We start from the raw sequence: 25,265 nt of genomic DNA on the forward strand, positions 1-25,265 counted from the left end.
CCGGCCATTCTTGATGCGCCATGCGAGCAGGAGCGGGCGCGCGCCATGAGATTGATTCCATAAATAGATCAATCCATGAAAATTATTCGTTTGTTTGCGAATTCGCGGGCACATACGATGAGTCGCAAATGATGCCGAATCCAACGGGGAGACAAATGTTGCGAAGAATTTTTTCCAAGGCTGCCGCTGCAGCCGCGCTGCTGGGCATGGCGATGGCGCCCGTCGCGGGCCATGCGAACGGCCAGCCCACTCGCATAGTGGTCGGCTTTGCGGCAGGCGGGGCAGCGGATATCCTGGCCCGGACCTTTGCCGAATGGATGCATGCGCATCTCGGAGATACCTACATTGTCGAGAATCGTCCGGGCGCTTCCGCCCGAATTGCTGTCGACTATGTGAAGCGTGCGGCGCCGGACGGAAAGACTATCCTGATTTCGTCGCCATCTCCCATTACGATTTTCCCGCTGACCTATAAGAAGCTCAATTATGATCCCGACACGGATCTGATACCCATCGCGCACCTGGTCGATGCGCCGCAGGCCCTGACCGTCAGTGCATCCGGCCCGATACACTCGATGCAGGATTATCTCGCCGGCATAAAAAAGGACCCGCGCGCTGCGTCCGTCGGGATGGTGACGCTCGGCAGCCCGACGCACTTCAGCCTCCTGAGCCTCGGAAAATCCATCGACGTGCCTCTTACGCCGGTCGCCTACAAAGGGGTGGGCCCCATGCTGTCCGACGTGATAGGAGGCGCCCTGCCCGCATGCATCAATCCGCTCGGTGGGCAGATGGAACTGTACAGAGCCGGAAAAATTCGCTTTCTGGGCGTCACCGGTACTCGCAGGAGCGCAATGCTGCCGGACGTCCCGACGATGAAAGAGGCCGGGGCGGACGGCTTCGAAATGGCCTCCGGCTGGTTTGCCGCTTTCGTGCCCGCCGGCACGCCGAAGGAAACCGTGGAAAAACTCGAGAAGGCGATGATGGCAGCCGCCAAGGATCCGGTCATCCGTGAAAAACTTCAGGAGCTGGGGCTGGAAACCACCGGATGGTCCGGCGACGAACTGAAGCAATACATTCACGCCCAGCGCGATTACTGGCGAGGAATCGTCGCCGAATCCGGGTTCAGCGCGGATTCGTGAATCATCGCCCACGGACGCATAGGCCCGTGGGCCGGCCAACATTATCGACGTACGTACATGACACTGTCACCGACGACCATTTTCCCGGCCCGTCGCATCCATACCATGAATGCAACGCAACCGAGAGCGACGCATGTTGCCGTGCGTGAAGGCCGGATTCTCGATGTCGGCGACGCGTCCCTGCGCGAGGCGTGGCCCGATGCCGTCGTGGATAGCCGGTTCAGCGACAAAGTCCTCCTTCCGGGGTTGATAGAGGGGCACAGCCATTTGCTGGAAGGAGGGATGTGGCGGTTCGTGTACCTCGGCTATTACGACAGGCGCGGCCCGGATGGCCGGGTATGGCCGGGGCTGAAAAGCTACGAGGCAGTCATTGAGCGCCTGAGGGAAGCGGAAGCGCTCATGCCTGATGCGCAGGCGCCGTTGCTGGCGTGGGGTTTCGATCCGATCCATTTCGGCGGGCAGCGCATGACGACTTGCCACCTGGATCAGGTCTCGAAGACGCGCCGCATCGTGGTGCTCCATGCTAGCGTGCATCTGCTCAACGTCAACACCGCCATGCTCCGGCAGGCGGATATCCATGCGGGACTACGCATAGATGGCATCGTGCGCGCTGCCGACGGAACGCCTACCGGCGAGCTGCAGGAGTTCGCCGCCATGTTCATGGTGTTCAAGCATATCGGCAACGTATTCTTCGATGCCGGACAGAGCGAGGAGGGCATTCGGAATTTCGCAAAGATTGCGCAACAGGCCGGCGTGACGACGGCCACCGACCTTTCGCACGCGCTCGCGGACGACATGGTCGACAATCTCGTGCGCGTGACAGGCGAGGACGATTTTCCCTTGAGCCTGGTCGCTGCGTACTCCCCCATGCGCGACATGAACGGCCGCAGCGTGGACCGTGTCCTGGGAGCGATGCAACGCAACACCGCCAAGCTGCATTTCGGACTGGTCAAGCTGGTGATCGACGGTTCGATACAGGGATATACCGCCCGGGTGCGCTGGCCGGGCTATCACAATGGCGCGCCAAACGGCATGTGGATCATAGCTCCCCAGCAATTGAGGGAGCTGCTCATGGAGTACCACAAGGCGGGCCTGACGATTCATATCCACACGAACGGCGACGAGGCGACCGAGGCCGCCATGGACGCGCTGGAATCCGTGCTGGCCGAATATCCCCGCTGGGATCACAGGCATACATTGCAGCATTGCCAGATGGCCGATGCCGCCCAGTTTCGCCGCATGGCCCGTCTGGGCATGTGCGCCAATCTGTTTGCCAATCATCTCTACTTCTGGGGGGATGCGCATTACACGGACACCCTGGGACCCGCGCGGGCGTTCAGGATGAATGCCGCGAAAACCGCGCTGCAGGCCGGGGTGCCCATATCGTTGCATTCCGACGCGCCCATTACACCCATCGGACCATTGTTCACGGCATGGTGCGCGGTCAACCGCGTCACGGCAGGCGGGCGGATTCTGGGCAGCCAGGAGCGGATTCCAGTGATGGATGCCCTGCATGCGATGACATTGGGGGCGGCTTATACGCTCAAACTCGATCACCTCATCGGCAGCATCGAGGTGGGCAAACTGGCCGACTTCGCCGTGCTGGAGGCCGATCCTTTGGAGATCGCACCGCAGGACCTCGCGGGTATCGGCATATGGGGAACCGTGCTCGGAGGGCGTTCATTCCCGGCGCCCCAGCTGTCATGACAGCCCCGGGCAGCGTGCCCCTGACGGTGATCGGGGGCTTTTGGGGCGCCGGCAAGACCACTTTGCTCAACTACCTTCTGAAGGTCCAGCATAGCGAGCGTGTGCTCGTCATGGTCAATGACTTCGGCTCGATCAATATCGACGCGGAACTCCTGGATCAGGGCCGGCATGACCGCCCCGGCGTAGTCCGCCTGCAGAACGGCTGCGTCTGCTGCTCCATTGGCGGAGACTTGATGCAGGCATTCCTGCAAGTGATGTCAATGCCCGACAGGCCAGACCGCATCATCGTCGAAGCGAGCGGCGTTGCCGACCCCACCCGGATCGCGCAGATAGGCCGGGTAAGCGGCGGACTCAGCGATGAAGGCGTGATTACGCTCGTGGATGCGTCGGCGGTGAGAGCCCTTGCTGCCGACAAGTATGTCGGCGATATCGTCCGCCAGCAGATTCTGAGCGCGGACATTGTGCTGCTCAACAAGCTGGATCTCTCCAGCGACGCCGAAATCGTCGAGACCAGGGCATGGCTGCGCGACCTTGCGCCGCGCACGCGCGTGGTTTCCTGTATCCACGGCGAAGTCGATGCGGTCTCGGTCCTGGGTATCGGCGCCGGCAAGGTTGCGCCGGACACCGCCGGCGGCCCTGTCGATGTCCCCGTGCCCGATCTGCGCCGCGCTTCGACGCGGCACGCCGATACGTTCCATAGCTCGACGCTTGCAACGGAGCATCGCTTCGATCGGCGCAGGATCGAGTATGCCCTCGACGCGCTTCCGCAGACGGTTTTGCGAGGCAAGGGATTTGTGGAGCTCGAAGGCGAGGCAACGCCCGCATTGCTGCAGCTTTGCGGAAGCAGATGGACCCTGGACCCAGTTTCCACACCGGCTCCGCCTGCCGGCACACATCTCGTTTTCATCGCGACAGGGGGCAGGGGCGTGCCACGGTTCGATGCCCCGTCGCACTTCGAGCAGGCGTTGGCATCGCGTGACGCCGCTTCCGCGGACACAAGCAATTGAGCATTCACGGGCGCGCGGCGCCGCAAGGCCGCGAGAGGCCGTTGACGCCGTGACGCCGCTGTAAGCTGTCGTGGCGGACGGTCGTGGAGCCAGGCCGGAAGATGGACTACCGCGTCCAGGCGTGCGAGCCCTAGTTGCTCGCCAGCGCAGATTCAATCTCCCTGACCGCCGTCGCCGTGCCGTCTTCCCGCGACATCGCCTGCGCCAGGGCCGCGGCGCTGGACCGCGTGGCCGGCAATCTGGCGAACCGGACCGCCGCCTTGATCGCGCCGGCGTCGAGCTGCCTGGTCGAGATCGGGGCGTCGGCCACGCCCAGGCGCGCCAGTTGGCGCGCCCAGAAAAACTGGTCCCCCGCGAACGGCAGCACCACAGAAGGCACGCCGGCGCGGCACGCCGAATGCGCCGTACCGCTGCCGCCGTGGTGCATCGCCAGCGACGTGCGCGGCAACAGCCAGCCATGCGGCGTATTGCCGATCACCAGGCAATCCTGCGGCAAGCGCACATCCGGCAAGCCCGACCAGCCCGGGTGAAACAGTATGCGCTCCCCCTCCAGGCCAGCGAACACCGCACGCAGCAAGGCCTCCCGGTCAAAGCCCATCATGCTGCCGAACCCCACATAGACAGGCGGCTCGCCCGCCTTCAGAAAATCCTCCAGCTCGGCCGGGGGCGACCAGGCACCGTCGGCCGGCTCCAGCCACTGCCCGCACAGCCTGGCGTTCGCCGGCCAATCGGCAGGCGGCGGCAGCAAGGCCGGCGACACCCCATACAGCATCGGATGCCCGGTCCACAGCCGGTGGCGCGGCCCCTGGTCCAGCACCTGTCGCCGGGCCCGGTTGACCGACCTCCTGAACGACAGCCACAGCAACCCGTTCACCAGATGATGGCTCGCCTTGTTCAAGGCCGACGGCAACTTGCCGGCCGGCAGAAACGGCGAAGCAAACGCGCTCGTCGGCGAAATCGGGATCATCCCCGCGCCGATCGCCGGAATGCCAAGACGGTCCGCGATCGACAGCCCCACGAACGCAGCCAGCCCGGCAACAATCATCCCATCGCACCCCGCCGCCGCCTCCGCGGCTTGCCGCATCCAGCTCTCCGCCTGGGCATTGGCGATACCGGACAACGCCGCCACCGTCGCGTTCACCCCCTTGCCCTGCGACACCAGATCAGCGAGGCTTTCCTGGATATTCCCGCTCAACGCCGCGTGCGGCACGGCAAGGCGCCGGGCGCTGGCCAGCGTATTTCCGTCGGCCAGCAGCAATACCTCGTGCCCGGCGTCCATCAACGCGCGGCACAACGCCGCAAGCGGGCGCGTATCCCCCTCGGTGCCATACGTAAGAACCAGCAGCCTCACGACCCATCCCCCTTCGCGGCGCTACGCGCGGCACACCCCTGCAGAAACAGACCCAGCGCGCACGAGAACGCCGTATCCAGCGACAGCGCAGGATCGGCAAACCAGCGCATCAGCGCACCCAGATACAAGTGATGAAACATCGTCGCCAGATACGGCGCCGGCATATCGGCGCGGATGCCGCCCGACGCCTGGCTATTGCCGATCATCCGCGCGTAGAGCGCCAACAGCCCATCGCCGCCATGCGCCGCCTCCGGCGACTGCATATCGAGGAAACAGAACCGCAGATACGCCGGCAGCAAATCCCGATGCGCGGCACACCACCGCGCGGACAACCCCAGCAACTGCGCCGCGCCCGCCGCGAACTCCTGGCTGGCGAGGCCAGCCAGCGGCAGGCTCCCCAAATCGCGCGCCAGCTCCTGATGGACCCACGCCGCCAGGACGTGATCCTTGGTCGGGAAGTGGTTATAAAGCGTCCCCCGCGCCACATTCGCCGCCTGCGCCACCCGCTCCATCGTGACGGCCTCGTAGCCATCCTGCTGGAACAGCTGTCCGGCGACGGTCGTGATGGTGTCGCGCACGCTCTGGCGCTTGCGGGCTCGCAGGCCTGGGGGAGGGGGCATTGGGTTTGGCTTTGAATTGAACGTTGATCAAAATTGTACTGTATTCAATTTTTTAGTCAATGAGGGGGAGCGGCTGTCTGGGAGGGCGGCGATTGGCCGTCGGGAGGGGGAAGGGGCAGGCAGGAATTTCCTTGATGGGGTTCTAAGGAAATTGCGGGTACAAGCAGGCGGGGGGGGGGGGGGAAGACGTAGCGCCGGGAGACTTGTGGGGCTTGATGGGCATCATGGGCCAGGTTTTATTCTGGGTTCATGATTTTCTTGGCGGGTTGGCGCGACGTGGGTGTGCTTTAGGGCAGTTGTTGGTGTACTGCGATCGGAGTTGGATAGGAGCGTCTTGCGGTGGGGGATTTTGAGTCGGTGATTTACAGTGTTTCTACAGGGAAATGGGGCGAATTCTAGCGTAGGTTGAAATAGGTAAAACCAGTTTCAAATCAGTAGGTTAGCGTATTTTATCTGAATTGGTGAAAACTGGTCACTGTACCTGTACTGTACCGAAATTTCGGTACAGTGAAATGGCATTTCAGTGCCGCCACGGGCTGTAGAAGTCTATAATAGGGGAAATTCTCTTATGGCGCGGTGAGAGCTAATGCGCAAGTATTACTGTTTGAACCTGCCGTGGGACACGATTTTACTATGACGGCTTGTGCGTGACGTTCTGGAATTTTTATTAGCGTACATTCAACCAAACTAAAAGTACTAAGCTATGGCTTTTCTAAATGATGCTTCAATTCGTGAGGCGCTGATTCAGCGCCTTCGTTCAATGTCCAAGGCACCGCGAGTGATTTTGGAAGAATTGCGAGTTCATAATGGAAATGCAATTGCTGATGTGGTTGCCATTAATGATTTTGCGCATTGCTACGAAATCAAGGGCGATAACGACAGCATTTTACGCGCTGTGAAACAGAGCCATTATTATGATCTGGTCTTTCGGAGAACCACGCTTGTTACAACCGAAAAACATATTCAGCGCGCGCTTTTGTTGGTGCCTCCCCATTGGGGGATGATTTGTGCGCGGCTCCGCAATGAAGATGTAACGTTGTCGTATGTCAGGCCTGCGCGTCAAAATCTTGGATTTGACAAAAAACTTGCTGTCATGACTCTTTGGAAATCTGAGATGGTTGAGGTTGCTACTCCATTGAATCTAAAAAATGCCAATAAACTTAATAGAGAGCAACTTTGTGAGGCCATCGCTTCCAATTTTTCGACTAGCGATTTAGTGAAGACTATAGGTAATAGTCTCACGCTGCGAGCTGGTTTAAATCCTGAAGTCTCTCAGCATGTAAGTTATATGTAAATTTATCGTAGGCTTCAAGATGCTGCCGGGAGTGACTCTTTTCCCCTCACCCATGGATTTGGAGTAAATGAAGTTATCTCCGTAGGAGTAGGCAGGTGTGCGATAAAAGTGCTGTCTTACAATGTGTGCAGCAATATCGTTGTACTGAAGAAATCCCCTTCTATGGGTTCTGATTGCGCCACCTCTAGCTATATAGTGATTGTTACCATAGCTATATATGATTTTCGGAGCGGTTACGTTCTGCATTGCCTCTTTGGGAATGTCAACGTCGGAGTAATAGGGGCTTACAACCGTATAGTCTCCTAAATGGATATTGTGTCCGTGCAGTTGCGGTGCTATGTTTCGGTAAATATCCAACTCAATGCGAGGGTGATGATGCTCCTTTTCGACTTCTAGAATGTCGCGTATTGAGGCAGGTATCGACGATCCGCTAATAATAAATGAGAATAAGTCGAATCTGGCAACTGCTGAATTAATAAAATTCACAATTTTTTGACTCCTGTCCCCGACATTTACGTTGAGGCAGAGTCTATTGTCCAAAATTATCGACCAGCGATGGAATAGCCCTTGTCCACGAGCCATAAGACGTGATATATCGGGCTCAACAAGGGCGAAGTTCTCAAAGTCATCGACTTGAAGCCTAATAACTATAGTATTAGATCTCAAGACTCCCGCCTCTTTGCGTTGAAACACTATCTCGTTTCTAGCATCTTCTCTATCTAGCCCTATTACTGGCACGAATTCGTTGAGATCTGAAAAGATGTCAATTACAGCACCGTAGCTATTTTCGCCATTTATCGTAAGCGAATCTTCATTGTCAAAGTCGTCTAAAAATATTGTGGGGCAGCCATTTGTGTGCTTACCTACACTCTTACGGTACTTTGCGAGCACATCTAGAAACTCTTCTTCCGTTGAGAATTGCCTCTTAGGCAAGTCCAGAAAAGGATACGTCATGGATTTAATTTCCGGCTTTAGCTCGCTAAGCGCCACCATTTCGTTCGTTTTGAGCTTTAAGAATGGTATGTAGTTATTCATCGCCAAATATAATTTTTCTAGTGTTTTCAGAGTGAATTATTTTTGTAAAAATATCGTGTCTATTTAAGTCGCGCTGCAATCTTCCGGCGACTATCGCCGGATGAACTTGAACTTTTTCTGCGAAATCCAGTAAGGACTTTTCGCTCATGTCATATTTCACACTTGAGCTTCGCCAGGAGCTCCTGCTTATTAACGAGTCACTTGAAAGCTTGTTTGCTTGAGCCTCAATGAGACTTGTATTCTCGTCATCGACATCATCAAGTATCGGAGTGGTAAGTTGTTCATGATGAAGGGCTATATGCGCTAACTCATGGAGCAATGTGAACCAATAGATGTCAAGTCGCGCATACCTTAAGCTTAAGGCGACAACAGGATGGCCGGTTTCGAGCAGGAAGCAAGCTCCATCCACTTTCATCCCTGGAATGGCGCGCTCGTGGATCAGAATAATCCCCGCTTTGGCTAGCTGTTCGGCTAAATTTGGAATATTTCCAGGATTTGTACTTAAACGAGCAAGACTCTCTAAATACTCGACCTCTATTCCTGAGAACTGAGGGAGATCATTCCATGCGGAGTAAAACCACGCGGCTTCGCGTACTCGGGAAAGCCAATATTTGGCTATAGAATCCTCCGCATCGGAGCGTCTTCGAAATAATGGTTGACCATTTTTCTTATATCTTAAATTTTCTTTGAATGCTCGATGCAGCGATTCATAGTAATCTTGATCTCTGTTTCCTTTTGGAATGTGATTGATTCCGCTCTGGCACTCCAAAAAGGATTCGTATAACTCTTGGGGTGAGAGGCCCTCCTCACTGTACGTAAGGGGGAAGTCATCTTCATTGTTATTTGCTGGACTCATCTCTGCTCCAGAAAAATGGATGCAGATTGCATAGGCATCTCATAGTAAGGAAGCTGATCTTTGTCGAGTTGAGGATGCGCAAGCATTCCTATTTTTTCATAGAAGCCGATGGCTTAGGGTAGTGCATGCAGACAAAAACCGGGCCGAAGTCCGAGACCGTTTTTAGCATAGTCACAAGCATGCTGTATTATCTTTGTCCCGCTTCCTTTTAAAAGCGGAGCTTTAAGAGGATTTGGGCGATTCCAAGGCGCTACCGCGACATATTCAATATAAAATATGTTGCCGTCTTCTATAGCGCTTTTTTTCGGATGGAATATTACACAAGCAGCTTGAGGAAGCCCTTCAGCGAAGATAAAGACCATTTGTATTCATCTGTCTTTAAGATCGCGGATTTCTTTAACCAGTCCCAGTGATTATCCTCTAACTGGAGGCCGTCCATTATTGTGCGACGTTCAATATCGTTTTTGTAATTCTCATGCACAAAACTGAGGAGCTCCATGTTGAACGCTCCCCAACGCCTGTTACATAGATGAGCCTTGACAATATCCCAGCCAGAATGAAACGAATAAACTACAGATCTTCCGTCCGTGGACTTCAGTACGCCCTCAGCCACCTGGTCAGACATATCAGGCTGAAATTTATTCGCTATGAGGTGCTTTCTTATATCTTCGATCGTTGCGAACATCGGCTTACCTTACAGTTGCTTTTCTGGCATTCGCTTTGGACAAAGCGCCAACATGCAATTTTCGTGTGACAGTTACCGGCGACAGCCTATCCTGCACTAGCTTCAACCACCTATATTTTCTTCGTCATGACTAAGCTTTAGGGCTTGCCAAGGCACTACGCGGTTGCACAAATTCTTCGAGGTCAATGTCCCCGTTTATGAACCGTTGAGCATGTTCTTCATCTGCTGCACTGAGCGAGAACCCCTCCAAACCGACTGATGCGCGTGCGTAATTGACGGCCACTACACGCCGGTCGCGCTCGGCACCGGATATCGTTTTAGTTAGTTCCGTTTCGCGCGAATCCATCTCAGCCATGGTTGTCTCCCGTGCTCTAGGTAACGTTATTTTACAAGGTGTGGGATTTTTTTTGGTGATTTGTAGGGAGAACCAGCAAATAAGGCTTCACGCAGAAATTGTCTTGTTTTTCTGCCTATCAATAGGTTTTCCCGATTGACCACGATACTGGCCGCCCTCCGTTGGTGAGGGTACTTCCCAAAGAGGCCTTGCCTCTCTGGACTCTCCACCCTCGCCGGCCTCGGGGGCAGGGGTTACGGGCCGATGGCCCTGAACACCTACCCCCGGGCGTAGCGTGTGGGCACTCCTGCCGCGTCAAGGGGCCGTGTCCTCGCCCGTAGGGCTGCGGGCCGCACCAACCCCTTGACCCGTCATCCGCGCTGTCTATGGCGCAATTCGGCATGCGTGTAGTGATTCTGACTGGAAGAGGTGTCAAGGGTGGGACCGGAGGCCGCAGCCCGGAGCAAAGCGTAGGGAACGGGTGAGGATCCCGGGCGCAGCCTTCACCCTTGATGCCTCTGGAAGCCATGCAGCCTGTCGGCCGGGGGGAGGAACAAGGCGAAGCCGCTGGGCCTGCCCCCGCGGCCAGTCCGGCAAGAACGGACGCGGGACGCAACCGAAGGGGTTGCCCAAGCGTAGTGCGGAGATATGTGCGCCCATGAATGAAAAGGCCTCGCTGATGGCGAGGCCGATGCGGACGCAACATGCACATCACTTACCGTTGACGGAGCCGCCCGTTGCCGGTCCCAGTTTTTGCCCATGTTCTGCAAGACGTGTTGCCGATAGGCTGGGTTCCACATGGTGTTGCCTGCAATCATGTGGTTGGTTCGGCCAGCAGTAACCATCATGCCCGACTGCATATCGCGGCGAGTCGTCTTAGGGTTCACCACGTGGCCACAATACCCTGCGCCATACTCCTGAATGTCAGCGTCAAAGGCGATACCGCCAGCCAGTCTCGCCCCTAAGCCACTCGTTCTTCTCTGCGCGAAGAAGATGATCAAGGCAAGAACGATGATCTGCACAAACGAATTGATGGGATTGTCCGTGGTTTGCTCGGCTTGAAGTCGCGCTGACTGCCGTAAGATTTTCGCCAGAAAAGGACCGCTTGTTTTCCGTGGGGGACCTTGTGGACCGAGGCCCTGAATCGGCCGATGTGCTGAAATGGCTGGAGCGTCCGTGGTTTCACGCGATCTGATGGAAATCACGATCTGATGGCGTGGTGACGGGCGAAGGGAAATCCGATTCCGGATGTCGATCATCGCGTCCACGGTGGCGGACGGTTGGATGCCTGCGTTGGTGATGTTCGTGAACGCATTGCGGCCTGCTTGAGCGCCTTGCCGCTGGCTATCGAGGTGGAAACGCCGAGTGGCGTGGTCAGTGTGGTTCACGCCGACTTCCCCTATGACGATTGGCAGGCTATTCATGGCGCTACTTTCAGCTCGGAGGACGAAGATGCCTGCCTATGGTCCATAGATCGTTATCGAATGCAGTATTCCCAGCCTGTCCGCAATGTGCGTGCGGTGGTCCATGGACATATGACGCTGCGCAAGCCTGCGCAGCTTGGCAACGTCTACTACATCGATACAGATGGGTGGCAGGATTCGGGGAGGTTTACGTTGCTGGACTTGCATACGCTTAAGTCGTGGCCGCGCTAATCATTCTGCCACCTCTGGAATACATGGCGCAGCCTTTAAAAACCCGCCTCACGGGCAGATCAGAGAAGTGATCTGATAGGGCAAAAGAAAAGGTGCATCGCGGATTTCCGGGGAAGGCTTCTCGCGTGATGTTTTCGAGATTGCGCAGTAGCAGCCGGCGCGAGGACCTGATGATCTTGCGCGCCTCTCGGTCGTCGCGTAGGAGGGGATGATTCGCTCGGGAAGACATAAGGCCGAGTTCGGTCAGAAGCAGTCGGCTGCCGCAGACTTCCGAGCGACCGCTTCAGGCTGAAAGCCGAAGCTCGACAACAGCCGCTTCCCGGTACTTCAGTTGATCCATCTAAATGACCATGCGCTAGCCCGCTAGCATTTGCCGTAAGGAGAAGCGCTAAAAAGCGTGTCATGAGTCCCAAGACAAAGCCAATTCGCTAGCGCCGACGGGGCCTTGCTTCTGACGCCACTGTTCACTGCGCAGAGAGATCGATGCCTAGACTCCTGGCTGAATTCTTGCCGCAGCTACCTTGCTCGGGCAGGCTCCCGTTGCTTTGATCTGTGTGTCCAGTGCCATTCAGATGCCAGTAGATGCAGCTCCTTGTATCCATGAGATAATTGTAGTAATAAAATATAAAATAACGTAAGGAGGATGGTTTTGCGGCGGCCCAGCTTATCGACAGCCAAGCCGAAGTTATTAAGCGATCAGGCGCTTGCACGCCTGCGCGAATTGCCAATAGCGGACGTTGCATCAGCCGTAGGGATCACCCTACGTGGCAACAAGGCGATGTGCTTCAACGGGCACGATACAGCGACTCCAAGCTTCACCGTCAGCAAAGCGAGAAATACCTGGAGGTGCTTTGGATGCGGTGAGTATGGCGACGCAATCACGCTAGTCCAGAAGATTCACGGCCTTCGGTTTATGGATGCCTGTAACTGGCTCTGCCACCACTTCGGCATCATCGGCGGCGACGTCCCGTATGGCCTACGCGCTCATTCACTTTCGCGGGTTACAAGTCCCAAGCCAGTTAACCCCCTTCCTTCTGCACCCTCGACTAGTCCTGACTTCGAGCTTTACACCTGGCTCGTGGCGCGCTGCGGACCAGTTAAAGCGTCCTTGGGAACAACCTACCTCCAAACTCACGGAATTACACCGGATCTGGCCCTTAGGTTCGGCGTCGTGGAACTCATAGACCCGGTGAGGGCGTATCGAGAATTAGAAAGGCATTGGGGGCCAGATCGAATCCGTAGCGCAGGATTGTCCGGGAGCCGACGAGCCCTAAGCTGGTCTGGCTATGCCCTAATTTTTCCCTTCAAATTCGATGCCATCACTCAGTACTTACAGGTTCGCTGCCTTCAGATCAGTAGGAAATTCTTAGGTCTAAGTGGTATCCCTAAGCCTATGTTCAACAGTCAACGGCTTAGCCAGTTGCGGCCAGGGAGCCTCCTCCACATTTGCGAAGGCGTCCCAGACGCAATTTCCATGGAGGGGTCCGGGCTAGCCGCAGTTGCAGTTTTAGGTGCTACATCGTTTCGCTCTGAATGGGTCGAGGAGCTTCTCCCTTTTGATCTAGTGGGCGTTCCCGATGGTGATGCTGCAGGCGAGAAATTCATGAAGTGCCTCGCCAATGAATTTCGGGCCAGAAGTAAGAGCATTCGGTTTGTAGTTCCACCTGAAGGCATGGATGCAAGTGACGTTATTGCGCGAGGAAAGAATGCGTAGTTTTCTAAGTCAGGTATGCGACCAATTGAACATGCGCTGGGCATGGGAGAAGGTGAAGCGAGCGTCTGTCCCTGGCGACATCTGGATCGACGAGGCAGACTTGGCCCATTTTGAAGTGCACTTGGGCCACGAACTCCGGGGTCTTGGTGACGATCTACTCTCCGGAAGATTTCGGATGTCACCCATTCGGCCTATGGTTTTTCCGAAGAACCCTGATGGAGATGGGAACCCTAGGGTCCGACAGTACTTCCACTTCACGGTCAGGGATCAAGCGTGGGTTGCCGTCGTGAATGTTTTAGGACGCTATATCGACGAACAGATGCCCGTTTGGAGCTATGGCAATAGACTCTTCCGGTCAGCATGGATTGAAGAAGATATTCACGGAAACAAGATACGGAAAATCGGGCCGTACAGACATTCCTCGGGCCGAATCTATCGGCTGTTTCAGCAATCCTGGCCACTATTTAGGCGTCACATTGCCTTGGCGGTTTCAGCAGCGGCACACGGTTATTCCAAGGTGGACAGCCTTGATGACGATGAGCGCGAAGAGCTTGGCTTTCAGCGTCGCATGCACCGAGCCAATCAATGCCCATTTGTTCTCGCTGACTATTGGACTAACTTACCAACCGGCCCCAACGAGAGCGACGTCTATTGGGCATCTGTTGATCTTGAGAAGTTCTATCCGTCCATCCCTCTTACAGCATGCGTTGATGCAATCTCCCAGTTTGTTCCAGCCGAATTGCGCCCAGAAGTTCAGCGACTGCTAAAAACGTTAACACAGCTTCCATTGAACCTTGATGGTTGGACGGACGCCGAACTGAAGCACATCGAACTTGATGAGTCTCGGAAGACTTTCCACAAAATTCCTACTGGGCTCATGGTGTCAGGGTTTCTCGCAAACGCTGCGCTCCTTCCGGTCGATCAAGAGGTACAGAAAACGCTTCCTCGCGGACGCGTCGCGCACTTCCGCTATGTCGATGATCATGTGATACTGACCAAGACGTTTGATGACCTGATAACGTGGATCGATCACTACAAGGATGTGATCGATAATCTAGGTTCCGGCGCAAGCATTAACCCTGCAAAGACCGAACCGAAAGCCCTAGGGGAACTACTGGGAACGAGCGATACCAGCAAACGCTTTGCCGGGTCAGACCTATGGAATCGAGCCCAAAAGGAGTGCCGCCTCGATCCGGAGTTTCCAACTCCACTAATGACGAAGACGATTGCGCTGGTTTCAGCAATTGGCAAAACAGACTTCACTGCGCTCGAAGACAACGAACTCTCTATCCTGCCGCAGCAGCTGTAGCATCTATTGCTCGTAGATCTTCCTGAAGCGGAGATACCAGCACGAACACGTCTGGCATTCGCGGCGACTCGTCTTGCTCGCGTTGCCGAAGCAAGACTTGCTTCCCCGGAAACACTCGATATCCGACATGGTGGGTCCGGGCAAAGCCGAACGACCAGGACTCAAGCAACCAGTCGCTATAGCGGGGGCCTTTCGCTTGATCCAATCGCTGGCCTTACTGGCATAAGTGATTCTCAGATTCACGCTCGGCTGAACAGCATTGCCGACAGGGTATTTGGTCTGATCAGAAAAGTTCTGCGAGAACGGCCTGATCGTGTCCGTCTGTGGACCCATGCTCTGACCATCGCGCGCCGCCTCGGCGCTACGGGGCTGGAGCTTCTCTTTGATGACATCGATCGCTATGCGAGTGATCCGGTGAATCGGCTAGCTGCCAGCTACATTCTCGGCAATTCTTATGCTGTACTCGCTGCAGAAACAGTACGAGCTGCACAATTGCTTGTTGATACCAATGCGGCAGGATGGCGTAGAGCTGCCGCACTTAGATCTCTGCGGGATATCGCGAAGTTTACTAACCAATGTCAGCCTAAAACAGGCCGATGGTTTGTACAGAAAAGCCTAAATCAGTTTTTCGTCGGTGTATATTGCGCCACTGTGTTGTTGGAGCAATATTCAGGCTCCTTGCAACTCTTGGGGAAACCGCTAAATCAAACATTTGTCGACAAAGGTCGCGAGCTGCTAGCGGGCCATGAAGTGCTGCCGGATCTGCGCGTTGCGCTTGCTTGGTGGGGATGTAAGTTCGACCTTCGCAAGCCCGTTCGTCGAGCGTCTGAGCTGATCGTTCACTTGGGAACTCTCGTAGAGGCACTGCCCGAATCCGACGATCTGTGGACTTTCTTTCCTGCAGATGCACCAATCACACCACTAGTGCGGATCGCATCAGCGACTAAGTCGGGTCAAATGAAGCAAGAAGGGTGGTGGTTTGACGCGATGATGGGTCGCCTTGATTACCGAGACATGGAACAAGTAGCGACTCTGTCCCCTGAAGCGTCTCGTGTTTGGAAATCATTCGAGGAATCTGAGGCGGGGAAATTTCTACCGCTGCCCGTCTGGGCAACAATGATCTGGAAAAGCTGCGATCCCAGAATTACAACGGAATGGCGGCTCGGCGAATGGACCTGCCTAGAGATCGTTAGGCAAGCAGCGTTGCTACTGTCGTCTACCACCCAGACGTTGGATCAAGACTATCTTGAACGCGCATCGCGTAAAGACATTGATACACGCTCCCATTGCGCACACCCGCTCAACTTCGCGCTACCAAGGCATCTCATCGACACGACAGCTGTGTCCTGGCAAGAGTGGAAGCAGAAGCTGCGAGAGCCAGGAACTGGAGTTCTACGACAGGTTCCCCAGCGGCGCCAGATCTATGACAGACGATATGCGCCGCTCGTCGTGAGCGAAATAGGCTCTGCACAGAATCCAATTCGCGGTCTTGGCCTGTGCCTCTTTGCCTTGCTTTCGCGCTCGTTCCTACTTCCGGCGCAATGGAATGGACTTGGGCATGAAAGCATGCTCAGGCATCTCCCTCAGCTCCTGCGAGACGAGATTTCCTATTCATCGGCAACTCTTGGAATTCTTGAGGCGTGTCTTCAACCACGCACGGCCGAGAATGTATTCGCCAACCTCTATCAAGCATGGAGTCCTGGCTCCGATGATGACACTGAGCATGATCCGGTAAGTCTCATCGACACCGCGGATTTGGCGCGCGTTATCTCGATTGCACAGAACGAACTTGAGGCAAATCAAATCTCGACATTCAATCAGCAATCTCGACAAGTGACGCCTGTCAATCTCATGCACCTCACTGACGTTGATTGGAAACGCTACTTTGAAAAGGGACCAGCATGATTTCTGAGAAGCCAGCATTGGTTGAGGTGCTTACTCTTGGCGTAATTCAGACCACCTTGGATTCCACGGCTGCATGGAACACTGATAGTGGTGAGCCAAAAATCTCGGCATCCGAGGATAGCCGTGCATGGTACGAGATTCGCAGAGCGATGAGGGCATTGGCAGACCACGAAGATCAGCCTCGCATCATTCTTCTCCCTGAGCTAGCACTCCCAAGAACGCGACTGGATGACTTCGAACGGCTTGTCTGCTCCATGAACGCACTAGCGATCGTTGGAGTTGACTACCGTCTGAATCATCGAACGAAATCTGCAAAAAATGAAGGTCTCGTTCTTGTTCCTAGAAATTTTTGGAAGCGTACACCTTCGCGCTATGCTGCCAGAGTCTGGTTCGGCAAGCGAGACCCTGCACCGGCTGAGGCGTCTGGCTTCAAAGAGTACATGCCACCATGGGCATTTCATTCGGACCCGAACGTCTATGTCTTCGATGCAGGACCTTATGGACGAATCGGGGTCAGCATTTGCTACGACTTCATGGACATTGAGCGAGCGCTCCTCTATCGCGGCCGGGTTCACCACTTGTTTGTCATAGCCTACAACCGTGATGTAAAGCTCTTTGAGTCGTTGGCCGTTTCTTTATCGAGAACGGCCTTCTGCAATGTGGTGGTTTGCAATACTGGATACTTTGGCGGCTCGCTGGTCGTCAGCCCGTACTACGAGGCGTTCAAGCGCATTGGATACTCGGTCGACGGGGGAAAGGTTTTCACAGCTCAATGCGTTCCGCTTCCAGTGCGCGATCTTGATGCAGCCATCCACGGTTTCGACACTAAACCAAACGCCACGTACAAGCACTTGCCACCAGGCTTCACGACTAGTATGGATCACACTGCTGCGCTTCCGGAAGGCCCATCGGCGGTAGCCATTCCACTGTTCACTTCGGATTAAACGTAGGACTGCGGCCGCTGCGAAGCGGTCATCGTCCTTGGTCTCTTGAACTTCCGCTTTGGGTCGCTCCGCGACCCCCAACTACCCCGCAGATCGGCGTAGAACCAAAGAAAAGGCCCTTCACCCTTAGGCGAAAGGCCCTTTCGTTTTGGAGTGGTTCAGGGTTGTTATCCGCGCTTGAACAGGCGCTCGTGCATCCATCCATCGTTGGTCAGGATGACAGCCGCCTTACCCTGTATATCTCCCTGCGTCCGTTCCGCAAAATTCTTGTAATTGGCACGCATGCTTTCCGATTTGGCCCAGTCATCTGCACCTTCTACTTTGTAGCGGTAGTTCACCTGCGACAGCTTTACGCCCATCATGTCGCTGGGTTCGGTGAAGTTGCTCACTTCCACAACGGTGTACTTGCCGCTGCAGAAGGCATCTTGTCCAGCCATGGTATTGGCACCATTGGCGACGAGGAACTTCTTGCCGGTGTCGGTGACTTGGTATTCGGTGGCCGGCTCCATCTTGTTGCCAAACATGGCTTTGACTTCGGTGTCTCGTTTCGTCAGTAGCCCGGCTTCGACCAGCGCGTCGGCGCGCTTCTTGCTCTGGCCGCCCAGCATGTCTTGATTCGCCAGGGTGAACGGCAAGCCCTTTGCAGGAATCGCAGCGCACACGCCTTTCTGAGTGTCCAGGTATGCCTATATGGTCTTGCTGAAGTTGCTCTTGTTCGCGTCCTTGGCGCTGCCGCACGCGGCAAGGGTAAGAGCAAGACTGCTGATGGCCGACACCTCCCGATCGCTCAAGCGGGCTTTCACGAATCGGCTGACAGCCTCGTGCCGCAGGTCGTGAAAGCGGAAGTCTTCGAGGCCCGCTGCCCGCTTGGCATCGGTCCATGCTTCGTAGAACAAGTAGGGGCGTCGTATGCGATCCCTGCCGGGTTCGCCGAAGAACACCTTACCGTGGGGTCGTAGCTTGCCATTTTTGTCCAGGTGGCCAGCCAGTCGCGGGCCAAGGCCGCTTCGACGGTCATGCGCTCGGCGGGCGCCCACTGGATGTATACGCCGCGCCCAGTCTTCGGCATCCCGCTTGGTGCGGAACGTCGTGGCCGTGGCCGGCCAGCCTGTCTTGCGAGTGAGGGCTTTTCACGTGCCCGAAGAAGTCTTCACAATCGTAGCCATGAGTACTTCGTATGAGGCTAGCGCGGCATCACTGTACCGAAACTGTACCTGACTACAATTTTAGGAAAATCCCCCGGTACGGGGCTTGTACTGCGAAATCTTCTAATGGCTTGAATTAGCAGAAGATTTGGGGATGGTGCCCGGGGCCGGAATCGAACCGGCACGCCTTGCGGCGGGGGATTTTGAGTCCCCTGCGTCTACCAATTTCACCACCCGGGCACGGGGGAACGGGCTTCGAGCGAAGGCCGTCTGGAAGGAAGGTTGCGATTATATGCGGTCTTGAAAATCTTCGCTTGTGCCCTCATGTGTAGGGGCATGCCCGGGGCCGCTGCCGTGCGCCGGCCCGCGATTGTTCATTTTTTGACCAGTTACGTACCACGATGAGCCAGACCACCACGAATTCCGCATCCGAAACCCTGGGGTTCCAGGCCGAGGTGAAGCAGCTGCTGCACCTGATGATTCACTCTCTCTACAGCAACAAGGAGATCTTCCTGCGCGAGCTGGTGTCGAACGCGTCGGACGCGTGCGACAAGCTGCGCTTCGAGGCGATCGACCAGCCGGGCTTGCTGGACGGCGACGGGGAGCTGGCGATCCGCGTGGATTACGACAAGGCCGCCCGCACGATCACGATTTCCGATAACGGTATCGGCCTGTCGCGCGACGAGGCGGTGGCCAATCTGGGCACGATTGCCCGCTCGGGCACGCGCGAGTTTTTCTCGCAGCTGACGGGCGACAAGCAGAAGGACGCGCAGCTGATCGGCCAGTTCGGGGTGGGGTTCTATTCCTCGTTCATCGTGGCAGACAAGGTGACGGTGCTGAGCCGCCGCGCCGGCCTGGCGGCCAATGAGGCGATCCGCTGGGAGTCGGACGGACAGGGCGAGTTCAGCATCGCGCCGGCCGAGAAGGCCGGGCGCGGTACGGATGTGGTGCTGCACTTGCGCGCCGACGAGGACGAGTTGCTCAATGGCTGGAAGCTGCGCGAGATCCTGCGCCGCTATTCGGACCATATTTCGCTGCCGATCCGCATGGCCAAGGAGGATTGGGACGCGGAGAAGGGCGAGCAGGTCAAGGGCGATGAGCTGGAGACGGTGAACCAGGCGAATGCGCTGTGGACGCGCAATAAATCGGATATTACCGACGAGCAGTATCGCGAGTTCTACAAGACGGTGTCGCACGATTATGACGATCCGCTGGCGTGGACGCATAACCGGGTGGAGGGCCGCAGCGAGTATACGCAGCTGCTGTATGTGCCCAGGCACGCGCCGTTCGATCTGTGGGACCGCGATGCGCGCCGCGGGGTGAAGCTGTATGTGAAGCGGGTGTTCATCATGGACGACGCGGAGCAGTTGCTGCCGTCGTATCTGCGTTTCGTGCGCGGGGTGATCGATTCGGCGGATCTGCCGCTGAACGTGTCGCGCGAGATCCTGCAGGAGAGCCGCGATGTGCGGGCGATCCGCGAGGGTTCGGCCAAGCGGGTGCTGTCGCTGCTGGAGGACATGGCGGAGAACAAGGCGGAGGATTACGCGACGTTCTGGACGGAGTTCGGCCAGGTGCTGAAGGAAGGCACGGGCGAGGACGCGGCCAACCGCGAGCGCATCGCCAGGCTGCTGTGTTTTGCGTCGACGCACGATGGCGAGCAGGCGCAGACGGTGTCGTTCGCGGATTATGTGGGCCGCATGAAGGATGGCCAGGACAAGATTTACTACGTGACGGCGGATACGTTCACGGCGGCGGCGAACAGTCCGCACCTGGAGATTTTCCGGAAGAAGGGCATCGAGGTGCTGCTGCTGTCGGATCGGGTGGACGAGTGGATGCTGTCCTATCTGCGCGAGTTCGACGGCAAGTCGCTGGTGTCGGTGGCCAAGGGCGGCCTGGATCTGGCGGAGCTGGCGGACGAGGAAGAGAAGAAGCGCCAGTCCGAGGTGGCCGAGACGTTCAAGCCGCTGGTCGAGCGCCTGCAGCAGGCGCTGGCCGAGCAGGTGAAGGAGGTGCGGGTGACGCAGCGCCTGGTGGATTCGCCGGCCTGCGTGGTGGTGGGCCAGAACGAGCTCAGCCCGCATCTGCTGCGCATGCTGAAGGCGGCGGGCCAGGAGGCGCCGGAGGTCAAGCCGGTGCTGGAGATCAACCCGGACCACGCGCTGATCGCGCGGATCCGCGATGCCAGCGATGCGGAGTTCGGCGATTGGGCCGCGCTGCTGCTGGACCAGGCGCTGCTGGCCGAAGGCGCGCAGATCGCCGACCCGGCGGCCTTCGTGAAGCGCTTGAACGGGTTGCTGTTGAAGGCTTGAGGATGCGCTCGATCAAGGGGTGGCTGTCCTCGCGCGGGGGCTGACACCGTCTTGGCAGGCTGGCATTGAGGGCGTACGACGGGGTGCCTGTCCCTGCGGGGACAGGCACGCGAGGGAGGTGGCTGGTGCCAGTCCCCGTTCGGGACAGGCACGCGGAGGAGGTGGCTGGTGCCAGTCCCCCTTTGGGGCAGGCACGCGGAGGAGTTGGTCGGTGCCAGTCCCCGTTCGGGACAGGCACGCGGAGGAGTCGGTCGGTGCCAGTCCCCCTGCGGGGACAGGCACCGAAGTGTCAGGCGAGCGGCAGTGTCAGGATGCCCTGGGTGGCGGGGCGCATCATGAGGCGGCGGTACCAGGCCGAGATGTGCGGCGTGGCGGGGCGTTCGATGGGCAGGCCCAGCCAGCGGTGCGCGGCGCAGCCCAGCGCGATGTCGCCCATGCTGAATTGCGGGCCGGCGATGAAGTCGCGGCCTGCCAGGGCGTTTTCCAGCATCAGGGCGATCTTGCCGGCCTGGCGGGCCGAGGCTTCGATGGCGGCGGCGTCGCGCTGTTCGGGCGCGGTGCGCACCAGGCCCATGAAGGCGGGCAGCATGCTGGGTTGCCATTCGGTGGTCTGCCAGTCCATCCAGCGGTCGGCGTCGGCGCGCACGCAGGGGTCGGCGGGGCTGATGGCGCCTTCGCCGTAGCGCGCGCCCAGGTAGCGCACGATGGCGTTGGATTCCCACAGGATGAAGCCGCCGTCGTTGATCAGCGGCACCTTGCGGTTGGGGTTCATGCGGCGGTATTCGGGGGTGTCGAGCCCGCCGAACGGGCCGCCGGCCTCGATGAAGGTGTGCGGCAGCGCCAGTTCGCGCACGGCCCACATGACTTTTTGCACGTTGACCGAACTCAGCCGGCCCCAGATCTTCAGCATGTCGAAACCCCTGGTTTGATTGTCGGTACCGCTATACGGGCGGCAGGTTGCGCCGCGGGAACCCGCTTTCGCGGCCGAAGCGCACCCAGTTGAAGGCGCGTCCCGGGTCGGTCTTGCGGCCCGGGGCGATGTGTTCGTGGCCGCGCGCGTCGGCCAGCGGGTAGCGCGCGCGCAGCACCTGCGCCAGGCGCGCCAGCGTGGCGTACTGGGCGTCGGCGTAGGGCAGGATGTCGGTGCCTTCCAGTTCGATGCCGATCGAGAAGTCGTTGCAGTTGTCGCGGCCCCTGAAGCGGGATACGCCGGCGTGCCAGGCGCGCGCTTCGGTGGCGGCGAACTGGATGATGGCGCCGTCGCGGCGGATGAAGAAGTGGGCCGAGACATGCAGGCCGCGCAGGCGCTCGAGCCACGGGTCGGCGCTGTAGTCCAGGCGGTTCAGGAACAGGTCGGCGACGTACGGGCCGCCGAACTGGCTGGGCGGCAGGCTGATGTTGTGGATGACCAGCAGGCTGATCTGCGTGCCCGCGGGGCGGGCGTTGACGTTGGGCGAAGGGGCGCGGGTGACCGCGGGCCCGGGGATCAGCCAGCCGTGGCGGTCCAGTAGCAATCGTTGCATGATGGGGTCAGGCTTGTTGCGGGTGACCCTGCATTATGCAGGATGGGGCCGGATCCTCCAGCCCGTGGGGTTTTGCGGCGGCCGTTCAGCCGCGATCGGCGCCGCGGCGGGCGTGGTCGCTGCTGCACCAGGTCTGCCCGCCCAGCAGCACGGCCTCGGAATGCGGCAGGTGCACGCCGCAGTGGGCGCAGCGCACCATGGGCTGGCTGGCGGCGTCCTGGGCGGGGCGGGGCGGCTCGGCGCGCGGGGCGCGCTTGGAGGCGGCGCGGGCGCCGGCCAGGCGCGCGATGAACAGCACGGCCAGAATGACGACGAACCAGAAGATCAGCTTGCCCACTTCAACCTCGATGCAGAATGACTTCCAGCACGAACCGGCTGCCGGTGTAGGCCAGGATCAGGAACGCGAAGCCGGTCAGGGTCCAGCGCAGCGCCACGCGGCCGCGCCAGCCGCGGATGTGGCGGCCCAGCAGCAGCACGCCGAAGGTGGCCCAGGACAGCAGCGTGAAGATGGTCTTGTGGTCGAACGGCAGGAATTTGCCGGTCAGGGTGATGGAGGCGACCGAGCCCGAGCCCACCGCCAGGGTCAGGACCACGAAGCCGATCCAGATGACGCGAAACAGCAGGCGCTCCTGCACCAGCAGCGGCGGCTGGGCGTCCAGCACGCGGCCGACGATGCTGCGTTCGGCCGGCGCATCCAGCGGGCGGTGCAGGTGGCGGTCGAGCAGGGCTATCAGCATGGCGTGCAGCGCGGCGATGGTGATCAGGCCGTAGGCGGCCAGCGCGATCAGCAGGTGGGCGCGCAGCCAGGGGTTGTTGGCATGGGGCACCAGCTGGGCCTGCGGGAACAGCGCGGCTATTGCGGTTACGATAGCGGCTGCCGGCAGCAACAGCAGCTGCAGGCCGTCGATGCGGATCAGCAGGCTTTCCAGCCAGAACACGACCAGGCCCAGCCATACGGCGGCCGACAGGGCCAGCGCCCAGCCGATGTACAGGTGTTGCGTCCCCAGCATGGCTTGCTGCAGGGCCACGCCGTGCAGGGCCAGCGCGCCCAGCAGGCCGGTTCGGGTTAGCTTGCTTGCTTGATCCACGCTGCCGCGGCCTTGCAGGCGTCGCCACAGCGACCCTGCGAGTACCGCATAAGCCAGCGCGGCCACGGCGTGAAATACAATGCCTGATGACATAAAAACCGTTGTCTGGATGGGGCCATGGGCGCTTGTCGCCCGCCGGCGGCTAGCTGCGCCCAGGCGGCCTCGTTCAATCAACTAGTGTAAGCGGAAACGCCTCTCATGCTCGATAACCTGACTCAACGGCTGTCGCGCGTCGTCAAGACGCTGCGCGGCGAAGCCCGCCTGACCGAGGCCAACACCCAGGAGATGCTGCGCGAAGTGCGCATGGCGCTGCTGGAGGCCGACGTGGCGCTGCCCGTGGTGCGCGATTTCGTGGCGCGCGTCAAGGAAAAGGCCCTGGGCGAAGAAGTGGCCGGCAGCCTCAGCCCCGGCCAGGCTCTGGTGGGCGTGGTCCACAAGGAGCTGACCAGCCTGATGGGCGGCGACCTGGGCGAGCACGCCGGCGAGCTGTCGCTGGCCACCCAGCCGCCCGCGGTCATCCTGATGGCCGGCCTGCAGGGCGCGGGCAAGACCACCACCACCGGCAAGCTGGCGCGCTGGCTGTCCGAGGGCCAGCACGTCCAGGGCGGCCGCAAGACGGGCAAGAAGAAGGTGCTGGTGGTCAGCGCCGACGTGTATCGCCCGGCCGCCATCGAGCAGCTGAAGACCGTGGCCGCCCAGGTCGGGGTGGATTTTCTGCCGTCGGACGTTAGCCAGAAGCCGGAAGACATCGCCCGCAACGCGATCGACCATGCGCGCCGCCACCACTACGACGTGCTGATCGTCGACACGGCGGGCCGGCTGGGCATCGACGAGGCCATGATGCGCGAGATCCGCGCGCTGCACGACCTGGTCAAGCCGATCGAGACGCTGTTCGTGGTCGACGCGATGCAGGGCCAGGACGCGGTCAATACCGCGCGGGCCTTTGGCGACGCGCTGCCGCTGACCGGCGTGGTGCTGACCAAGCTGGACGGCGACGCGCGCGGCGGCGCGGCGCTGTCGGTGCGCCACGTCACCGGCAAGCCGCTGAAGTTCGTCGGCGTCTCCGAAAAGCTGGACGGCCTCGAGCCGTTCCACCCCGAGCGCATGGCGCAGCGCGTGCTGGGCATGGGCGACATCGTGTCGCTGGTCGAGCAGGCGCAGAAGAACATCGACATCGCCGAGGCGCAGAAGCTGGCCTCGAAGATCAAGTCCGGCAACAAGTTCGATTTGAACGACTTCCGCGACCAACTCGGCCAGGTCAAGAAGCTGGGCGACATGGGCTCGTTGCTGGAAAAGCTGCCCGCGCAGTTCCAGCAGGCGGCCGGCCAGCTGCAGGGCGGCCAGGCCGAGAAGCAGCTGCGCCGCACCGAGGGCATCCTGAACTCCATGACGCCGGGCGAGCGCGCCAAGCCCGAGTTGATCAAGGCCTCGCGCAAGCGCCGCATCGCCGCCGGCGCCGGCGTGCCGGTGCAGGAAGTCAACCGCCTGCTGTCTCAGTTCGAGCAGATGCAGGGCATGATGAAGCAGATGAAAAAAGGCGGCATGGCCAAGATGATGCGCGCCATGGGCGGCATGAAGGGCCTGGGCCGCTTTGGCGGCATGCGCTAGCGGCGAGCGTGGGCGCGCAGTAAAAAAAACGGCCAGACTT

Annotated in this window: 23 protein-coding genes and 1 tRNA gene; 11 read left to right on the forward strand and 13 right to left on the reverse strand. The window is 58.7% G+C overall.

Features of this window, described 5'->3' with window-relative positions; genetic code table 11:
* Positions 1 to 128: 128 nt before the first annotated feature.
* Genes LK409_RS00215 through LK409_RS00225 form a run of 3 tightly spaced genes read left to right on the forward strand, consistent with a single transcriptional unit; the run spans position 129 to position 3,850 of the window.
* The gene (locus tag LK409_RS00215; protein ID WP_010927499.1) at positions 129 to 1,136 is read left to right on the forward strand and encodes a Bug family tripartite tricarboxylate transporter substrate binding protein; all 1,008 of its coding nucleotides are present in this window, start codon (positions 129 to 131) and stop codon (positions 1,134 to 1,136) included.
* Positions 1,137 to 1,193: 57 nt separating this feature from the next.
* Positions 1,194 to 2,843, forward strand: a complete 1,650-nt coding sequence (locus LK409_RS00220) for an amidohydrolase (protein ID WP_010927500.1) — start codon at positions 1,194 to 1,196, stop codon at positions 2,841 to 2,843.
* Entirely contained in the window at positions 2,840 to 3,850 is a 1,011-nt protein-coding gene (locus LK409_RS00225; RefSeq protein ID WP_010927501.1) for a CobW family GTP-binding protein, read from the forward strand. The genes LK409_RS00220 and LK409_RS00225 overlap by 4 nt, the downstream gene beginning before the upstream one ends.
* Before the next feature lie 130 nt (positions 3,851 to 3,980).
* Here the strand turns inward: LK409_RS00225 and LK409_RS00230 are convergent, their stop codons facing one another.
* Together LK409_RS00230 and LK409_RS00235 are read right to left on the reverse strand one after the other, a co-directional pair.
* Positions 3,981 to 5,201: a glycosyltransferase gene (locus tag LK409_RS00230; protein ID WP_041937092.1), complete on the reverse strand. Its 1,221-nt coding sequence runs from the start codon at positions 5,199 to 5,201 to the stop codon at positions 3,981 to 3,983.
* Complete coding sequence (locus LK409_RS00235; protein ID WP_226376468.1) at positions 5,198 to 5,779, reverse strand: TetR/AcrR family transcriptional regulator; 582 nt, start codon at positions 5,777 to 5,779, stop codon at positions 5,198 to 5,200. Before LK409_RS00235 ends, LK409_RS00230 begins: the two co-directional genes overlap by 4 nt.
* Before the next feature lie 745 nt (positions 5,780 to 6,524).
* Here LK409_RS00235 and LK409_RS00240 point away from each other — a divergent pair.
* Entirely contained in the window at positions 6,525 to 7,115 is a 591-nt protein-coding gene (locus tag LK409_RS00240; RefSeq protein WP_010927505.1) for a sce7726 family protein, read from the forward strand.
* On the opposite strand, the gene LK409_RS00245 is transcribed toward LK409_RS00240, so the two are convergent.
* The 4 genes from LK409_RS00245 to LK409_RS00260 all read right to left on the reverse strand — a co-directional run bounded on the left by LK409_RS00245 (position 7,077) and on the right by LK409_RS00260 (position 10,046).
* Positions 7,077 to 8,150 (reverse strand): beta family protein, encoded by a 1,074-nt coding sequence (locus LK409_RS00245; protein ID WP_065956684.1) that lies wholly within the window; start codon positions 8,148 to 8,150, stop codon positions 7,077 to 7,079. The genes LK409_RS00240 and LK409_RS00245 overlap by 39 nt on opposite strands.
* A complete protein-coding gene (locus tag LK409_RS00250) occupies positions 8,143 to 9,006 on the reverse strand; it encodes an ImmA/IrrE family metallo-endopeptidase (protein WP_010927507.1) in 864 nt (287 codons plus the stop codon). Before LK409_RS00250 ends, LK409_RS00245 begins: the two co-directional genes overlap by 8 nt.
* Positions 9,007 to 9,322: 316 nt before the next feature.
* The gene (locus LK409_RS00255; RefSeq protein WP_127806941.1) at positions 9,323 to 9,691 is read right to left on the reverse strand and encodes a hypothetical protein; all 369 of its coding nucleotides are present in this window, start codon (positions 9,689 to 9,691) and stop codon (positions 9,323 to 9,325) included.
* Between the two features lie 130 nt (positions 9,692 to 9,821).
* The gene (locus LK409_RS00260; protein ID WP_010927509.1) at positions 9,822 to 10,046 is read right to left on the reverse strand and encodes an antitoxin VbhA family protein; all 225 of its coding nucleotides are present in this window, start codon (positions 10,044 to 10,046) and stop codon (positions 9,822 to 9,824) included.
* A gap of 1,304 nt (positions 10,047 to 11,350) precedes the next feature.
* Between LK409_RS00260 and LK409_RS00265 the strand changes: the two genes are divergently transcribed.
* The 5 genes from LK409_RS00265 (at position 11,351) to LK409_RS00285 (ending at position 17,552) form a co-directional block, all read left to right on the forward strand.
* Positions 11,351 to 11,680, forward strand: a complete 330-nt coding sequence (locus LK409_RS00265; protein WP_226376469.1) for a metallophosphoesterase family protein — start codon at positions 11,351 to 11,353, stop codon at positions 11,678 to 11,680.
* A gap of 778 nt (positions 11,681 to 12,458) precedes the next feature.
* On the forward strand, positions 12,459 to 13,394 hold the full coding sequence (locus tag LK409_RS22835) for a CHC2 zinc finger domain-containing protein (RefSeq protein WP_076879789.1): 936 nt from the start codon (positions 12,459 to 12,461) through the stop codon (positions 13,392 to 13,394).
* The gene (locus LK409_RS00275) at positions 13,357 to 14,703 is read left to right on the forward strand and encodes an RNA-directed DNA polymerase (protein WP_010927514.1); all 1,347 of its coding nucleotides are present in this window, start codon (positions 13,357 to 13,359) and stop codon (positions 14,701 to 14,703) included. The genes LK409_RS22835 and LK409_RS00275 overlap by 38 nt, the downstream gene beginning before the upstream one ends.
* 6 nt (positions 14,704 to 14,709) lie before the next feature.
* Positions 14,710 to 16,608 carry a hypothetical protein gene (locus LK409_RS00280; RefSeq protein WP_010927515.1) on the forward strand — a complete coding sequence of 633 codons (1,899 nt, stop codon included), beginning with the start codon at positions 14,710 to 14,712 and terminating at the stop codon, positions 16,606 to 16,608.
* Positions 16,605 to 17,552, forward strand: coding sequence for a carbon-nitrogen hydrolase family protein (locus LK409_RS00285; RefSeq protein ID WP_127806944.1), 948 nt, complete (start codon positions 16,605 to 16,607; stop codon positions 17,550 to 17,552). Before LK409_RS00280 ends, LK409_RS00285 begins: the two co-directional genes overlap by 4 nt.
* Before the next feature lie 167 nt (positions 17,553 to 17,719).
* Here LK409_RS00285 and LK409_RS00290 read toward each other — a convergent pair whose 3' ends face one another.
* The 3 genes from LK409_RS00290 to LK409_RS00300 form a co-directional block, all read right to left on the reverse strand.
* Positions 17,720 to 18,187, reverse strand: a complete 468-nt coding sequence (locus tag LK409_RS00290) for a hypothetical protein (RefSeq protein WP_226376470.1) — start codon at positions 18,185 to 18,187, stop codon at positions 17,720 to 17,722.
* Between the two features lie 51 nt (positions 18,188 to 18,238).
* Positions 18,239 to 18,448 (reverse strand): site-specific integrase, encoded by a 210-nt coding sequence (locus LK409_RS00295; RefSeq protein WP_226376471.1) that lies wholly within the window; start codon positions 18,446 to 18,448, stop codon positions 18,239 to 18,241.
* A 404-nt stretch (positions 18,449 to 18,852) separates the two neighbouring features.
* Positions 18,853 to 18,937: transfer RNA gene (locus LK409_RS00300), tRNA-Leu, on the reverse strand.
* 161 nt (positions 18,938 to 19,098) lie between these two features.
* Here LK409_RS00300 and htpG point away from each other — a divergent pair.
* Complete coding sequence (htpG, locus tag LK409_RS00305; protein ID WP_010927519.1) at positions 19,099 to 21,006, forward strand: molecular chaperone HtpG; 1,908 nt, start codon at positions 19,099 to 19,101, stop codon at positions 21,004 to 21,006.
* A 289-nt stretch (positions 21,007 to 21,295) separates the two neighbouring features.
* Here htpG and LK409_RS00310 read toward each other — a convergent pair whose 3' ends face one another.
* From LK409_RS00310 to LK409_RS00325, 4 genes are all read right to left on the reverse strand, one after another.
* Entirely contained in the window at positions 21,296 to 21,916 is a 621-nt protein-coding gene (locus LK409_RS00310; RefSeq protein ID WP_010927520.1) for a glutathione S-transferase, read from the reverse strand.
* 31 nt (positions 21,917 to 21,947) lie between these two features.
* Positions 21,948 to 22,529 carry a 1,6-anhydro-N-acetylmuramyl-L-alanine amidase AmpD gene (gene ampD, locus LK409_RS00315; protein WP_010927521.1) on the reverse strand — a complete coding sequence of 194 codons (582 nt, stop codon included), beginning with the start codon at positions 22,527 to 22,529 and terminating at the stop codon, positions 21,948 to 21,950.
* 85 nt (positions 22,530 to 22,614) lie between these two features.
* On the reverse strand, positions 22,615 to 22,866 hold the full coding sequence (locus LK409_RS00320; RefSeq protein ID WP_010927522.1) for a PP0621 family protein: 252 nt from the start codon (positions 22,864 to 22,866) through the stop codon (positions 22,615 to 22,617).
* Between the two features lies 1 nt (position 22,867).
* A complete protein-coding gene (locus LK409_RS00325) occupies positions 22,868 to 23,710 on the reverse strand; it encodes a cytochrome C assembly family protein (protein WP_041937094.1) in 843 nt (280 codons plus the stop codon).
* 105 nt (positions 23,711 to 23,815) lie between these two features.
* On the opposite strand from LK409_RS00325, the gene ffh reads away from it, so the two are divergent.
* A complete protein-coding gene (gene ffh / locus LK409_RS00330; protein WP_003807808.1) occupies positions 23,816 to 25,225 on the forward strand; it encodes a signal recognition particle protein in 1,410 nt (469 codons plus the stop codon).
* Positions 25,226 to 25,265: the final 40 nt, after the last annotated feature.

This window comes from Bordetella parapertussis (assembly GCF_020735925.1).
GTDB classification, from domain to species: domain Bacteria; phylum Pseudomonadota; class Gammaproteobacteria; order Burkholderiales; family Burkholderiaceae_B; genus Bordetella; species Bordetella pertussis.

Coding starts and splice junctions, on each gene's coding strand:
- LK409_RS00260 (WP_010927509.1), bottom strand. CDS start 10,046: ATGGCTGAGATGGATTCGCGCGAAACGGAACTAACTAAAACGATATCC.
- LK409_RS00245 (WP_065956684.1), bottom strand. CDS start 8,150: ATGAATAACTACATACCATTCTTAAAGCTCAAAACGAACGAAATGGTG.
- LK409_RS00250 (WP_010927507.1), bottom strand. CDS start 9,006: ATGAGTCCAGCAAATAACAATGAAGATGACTTCCCCCTTACGTACAGT.
- LK409_RS00220 (WP_010927500.1), top strand. CDS start 1,194: ATGACACTGTCACCGACGACCATTTTCCCGGCCCGTCGCATCCATACC.
- LK409_RS00225 (WP_010927501.1), top strand. CDS start 2,840: ATGACAGCCCCGGGCAGCGTGCCCCTGACGGTGATCGGGGGCTTTTGG.
- LK409_RS00285 (WP_127806944.1), top strand. CDS start 16,605: ATGATTTCTGAGAAGCCAGCATTGGTTGAGGTGCTTACTCTTGGCGTA.
- LK409_RS00255 (WP_127806941.1), bottom strand. CDS start 9,691: ATGTTCGCAACGATCGAAGATATAAGAAAGCACCTCATAGCGAATAAA.
- LK409_RS00310 (WP_010927520.1), bottom strand. CDS start 21,916: ATGCTGAAGATCTGGGGCCGGCTGAGTTCGGTCAACGTGCAAAAAGTC.
- htpG (WP_010927519.1), top strand. CDS start 19,099: ATGAGCCAGACCACCACGAATTCCGCATCCGAAACCCTGGGGTTCCAG.
- ffh (WP_003807808.1), top strand. CDS start 23,816: ATGCTCGATAACCTGACTCAACGGCTGTCGCGCGTCGTCAAGACGCTG.
- ampD (WP_010927521.1), bottom strand. CDS start 22,529: ATGCAACGATTGCTACTGGACCGCCACGGCTGGCTGATCCCCGGGCCC.
- LK409_RS00240 (WP_010927505.1), top strand. CDS start 6,525: ATGGCTTTTCTAAATGATGCTTCAATTCGTGAGGCGCTGATTCAGCGC.
- LK409_RS00215 (WP_010927499.1), top strand. CDS start 129: ATGATGCCGAATCCAACGGGGAGACAAATGTTGCGAAGAATTTTTTCC.
- LK409_RS00325 (WP_041937094.1), bottom strand. CDS start 23,710: ATGTCATCAGGCATTGTATTTCACGCCGTGGCCGCGCTGGCTTATGCG.
- LK409_RS22835 (WP_076879789.1), top strand. CDS start 12,459: ATGTGCTTCAACGGGCACGATACAGCGACTCCAAGCTTCACCGTCAGC.
- LK409_RS00275 (WP_010927514.1), top strand. CDS start 13,357: ATGCAAGTGACGTTATTGCGCGAGGAAAGAATGCGTAGTTTTCTAAGT.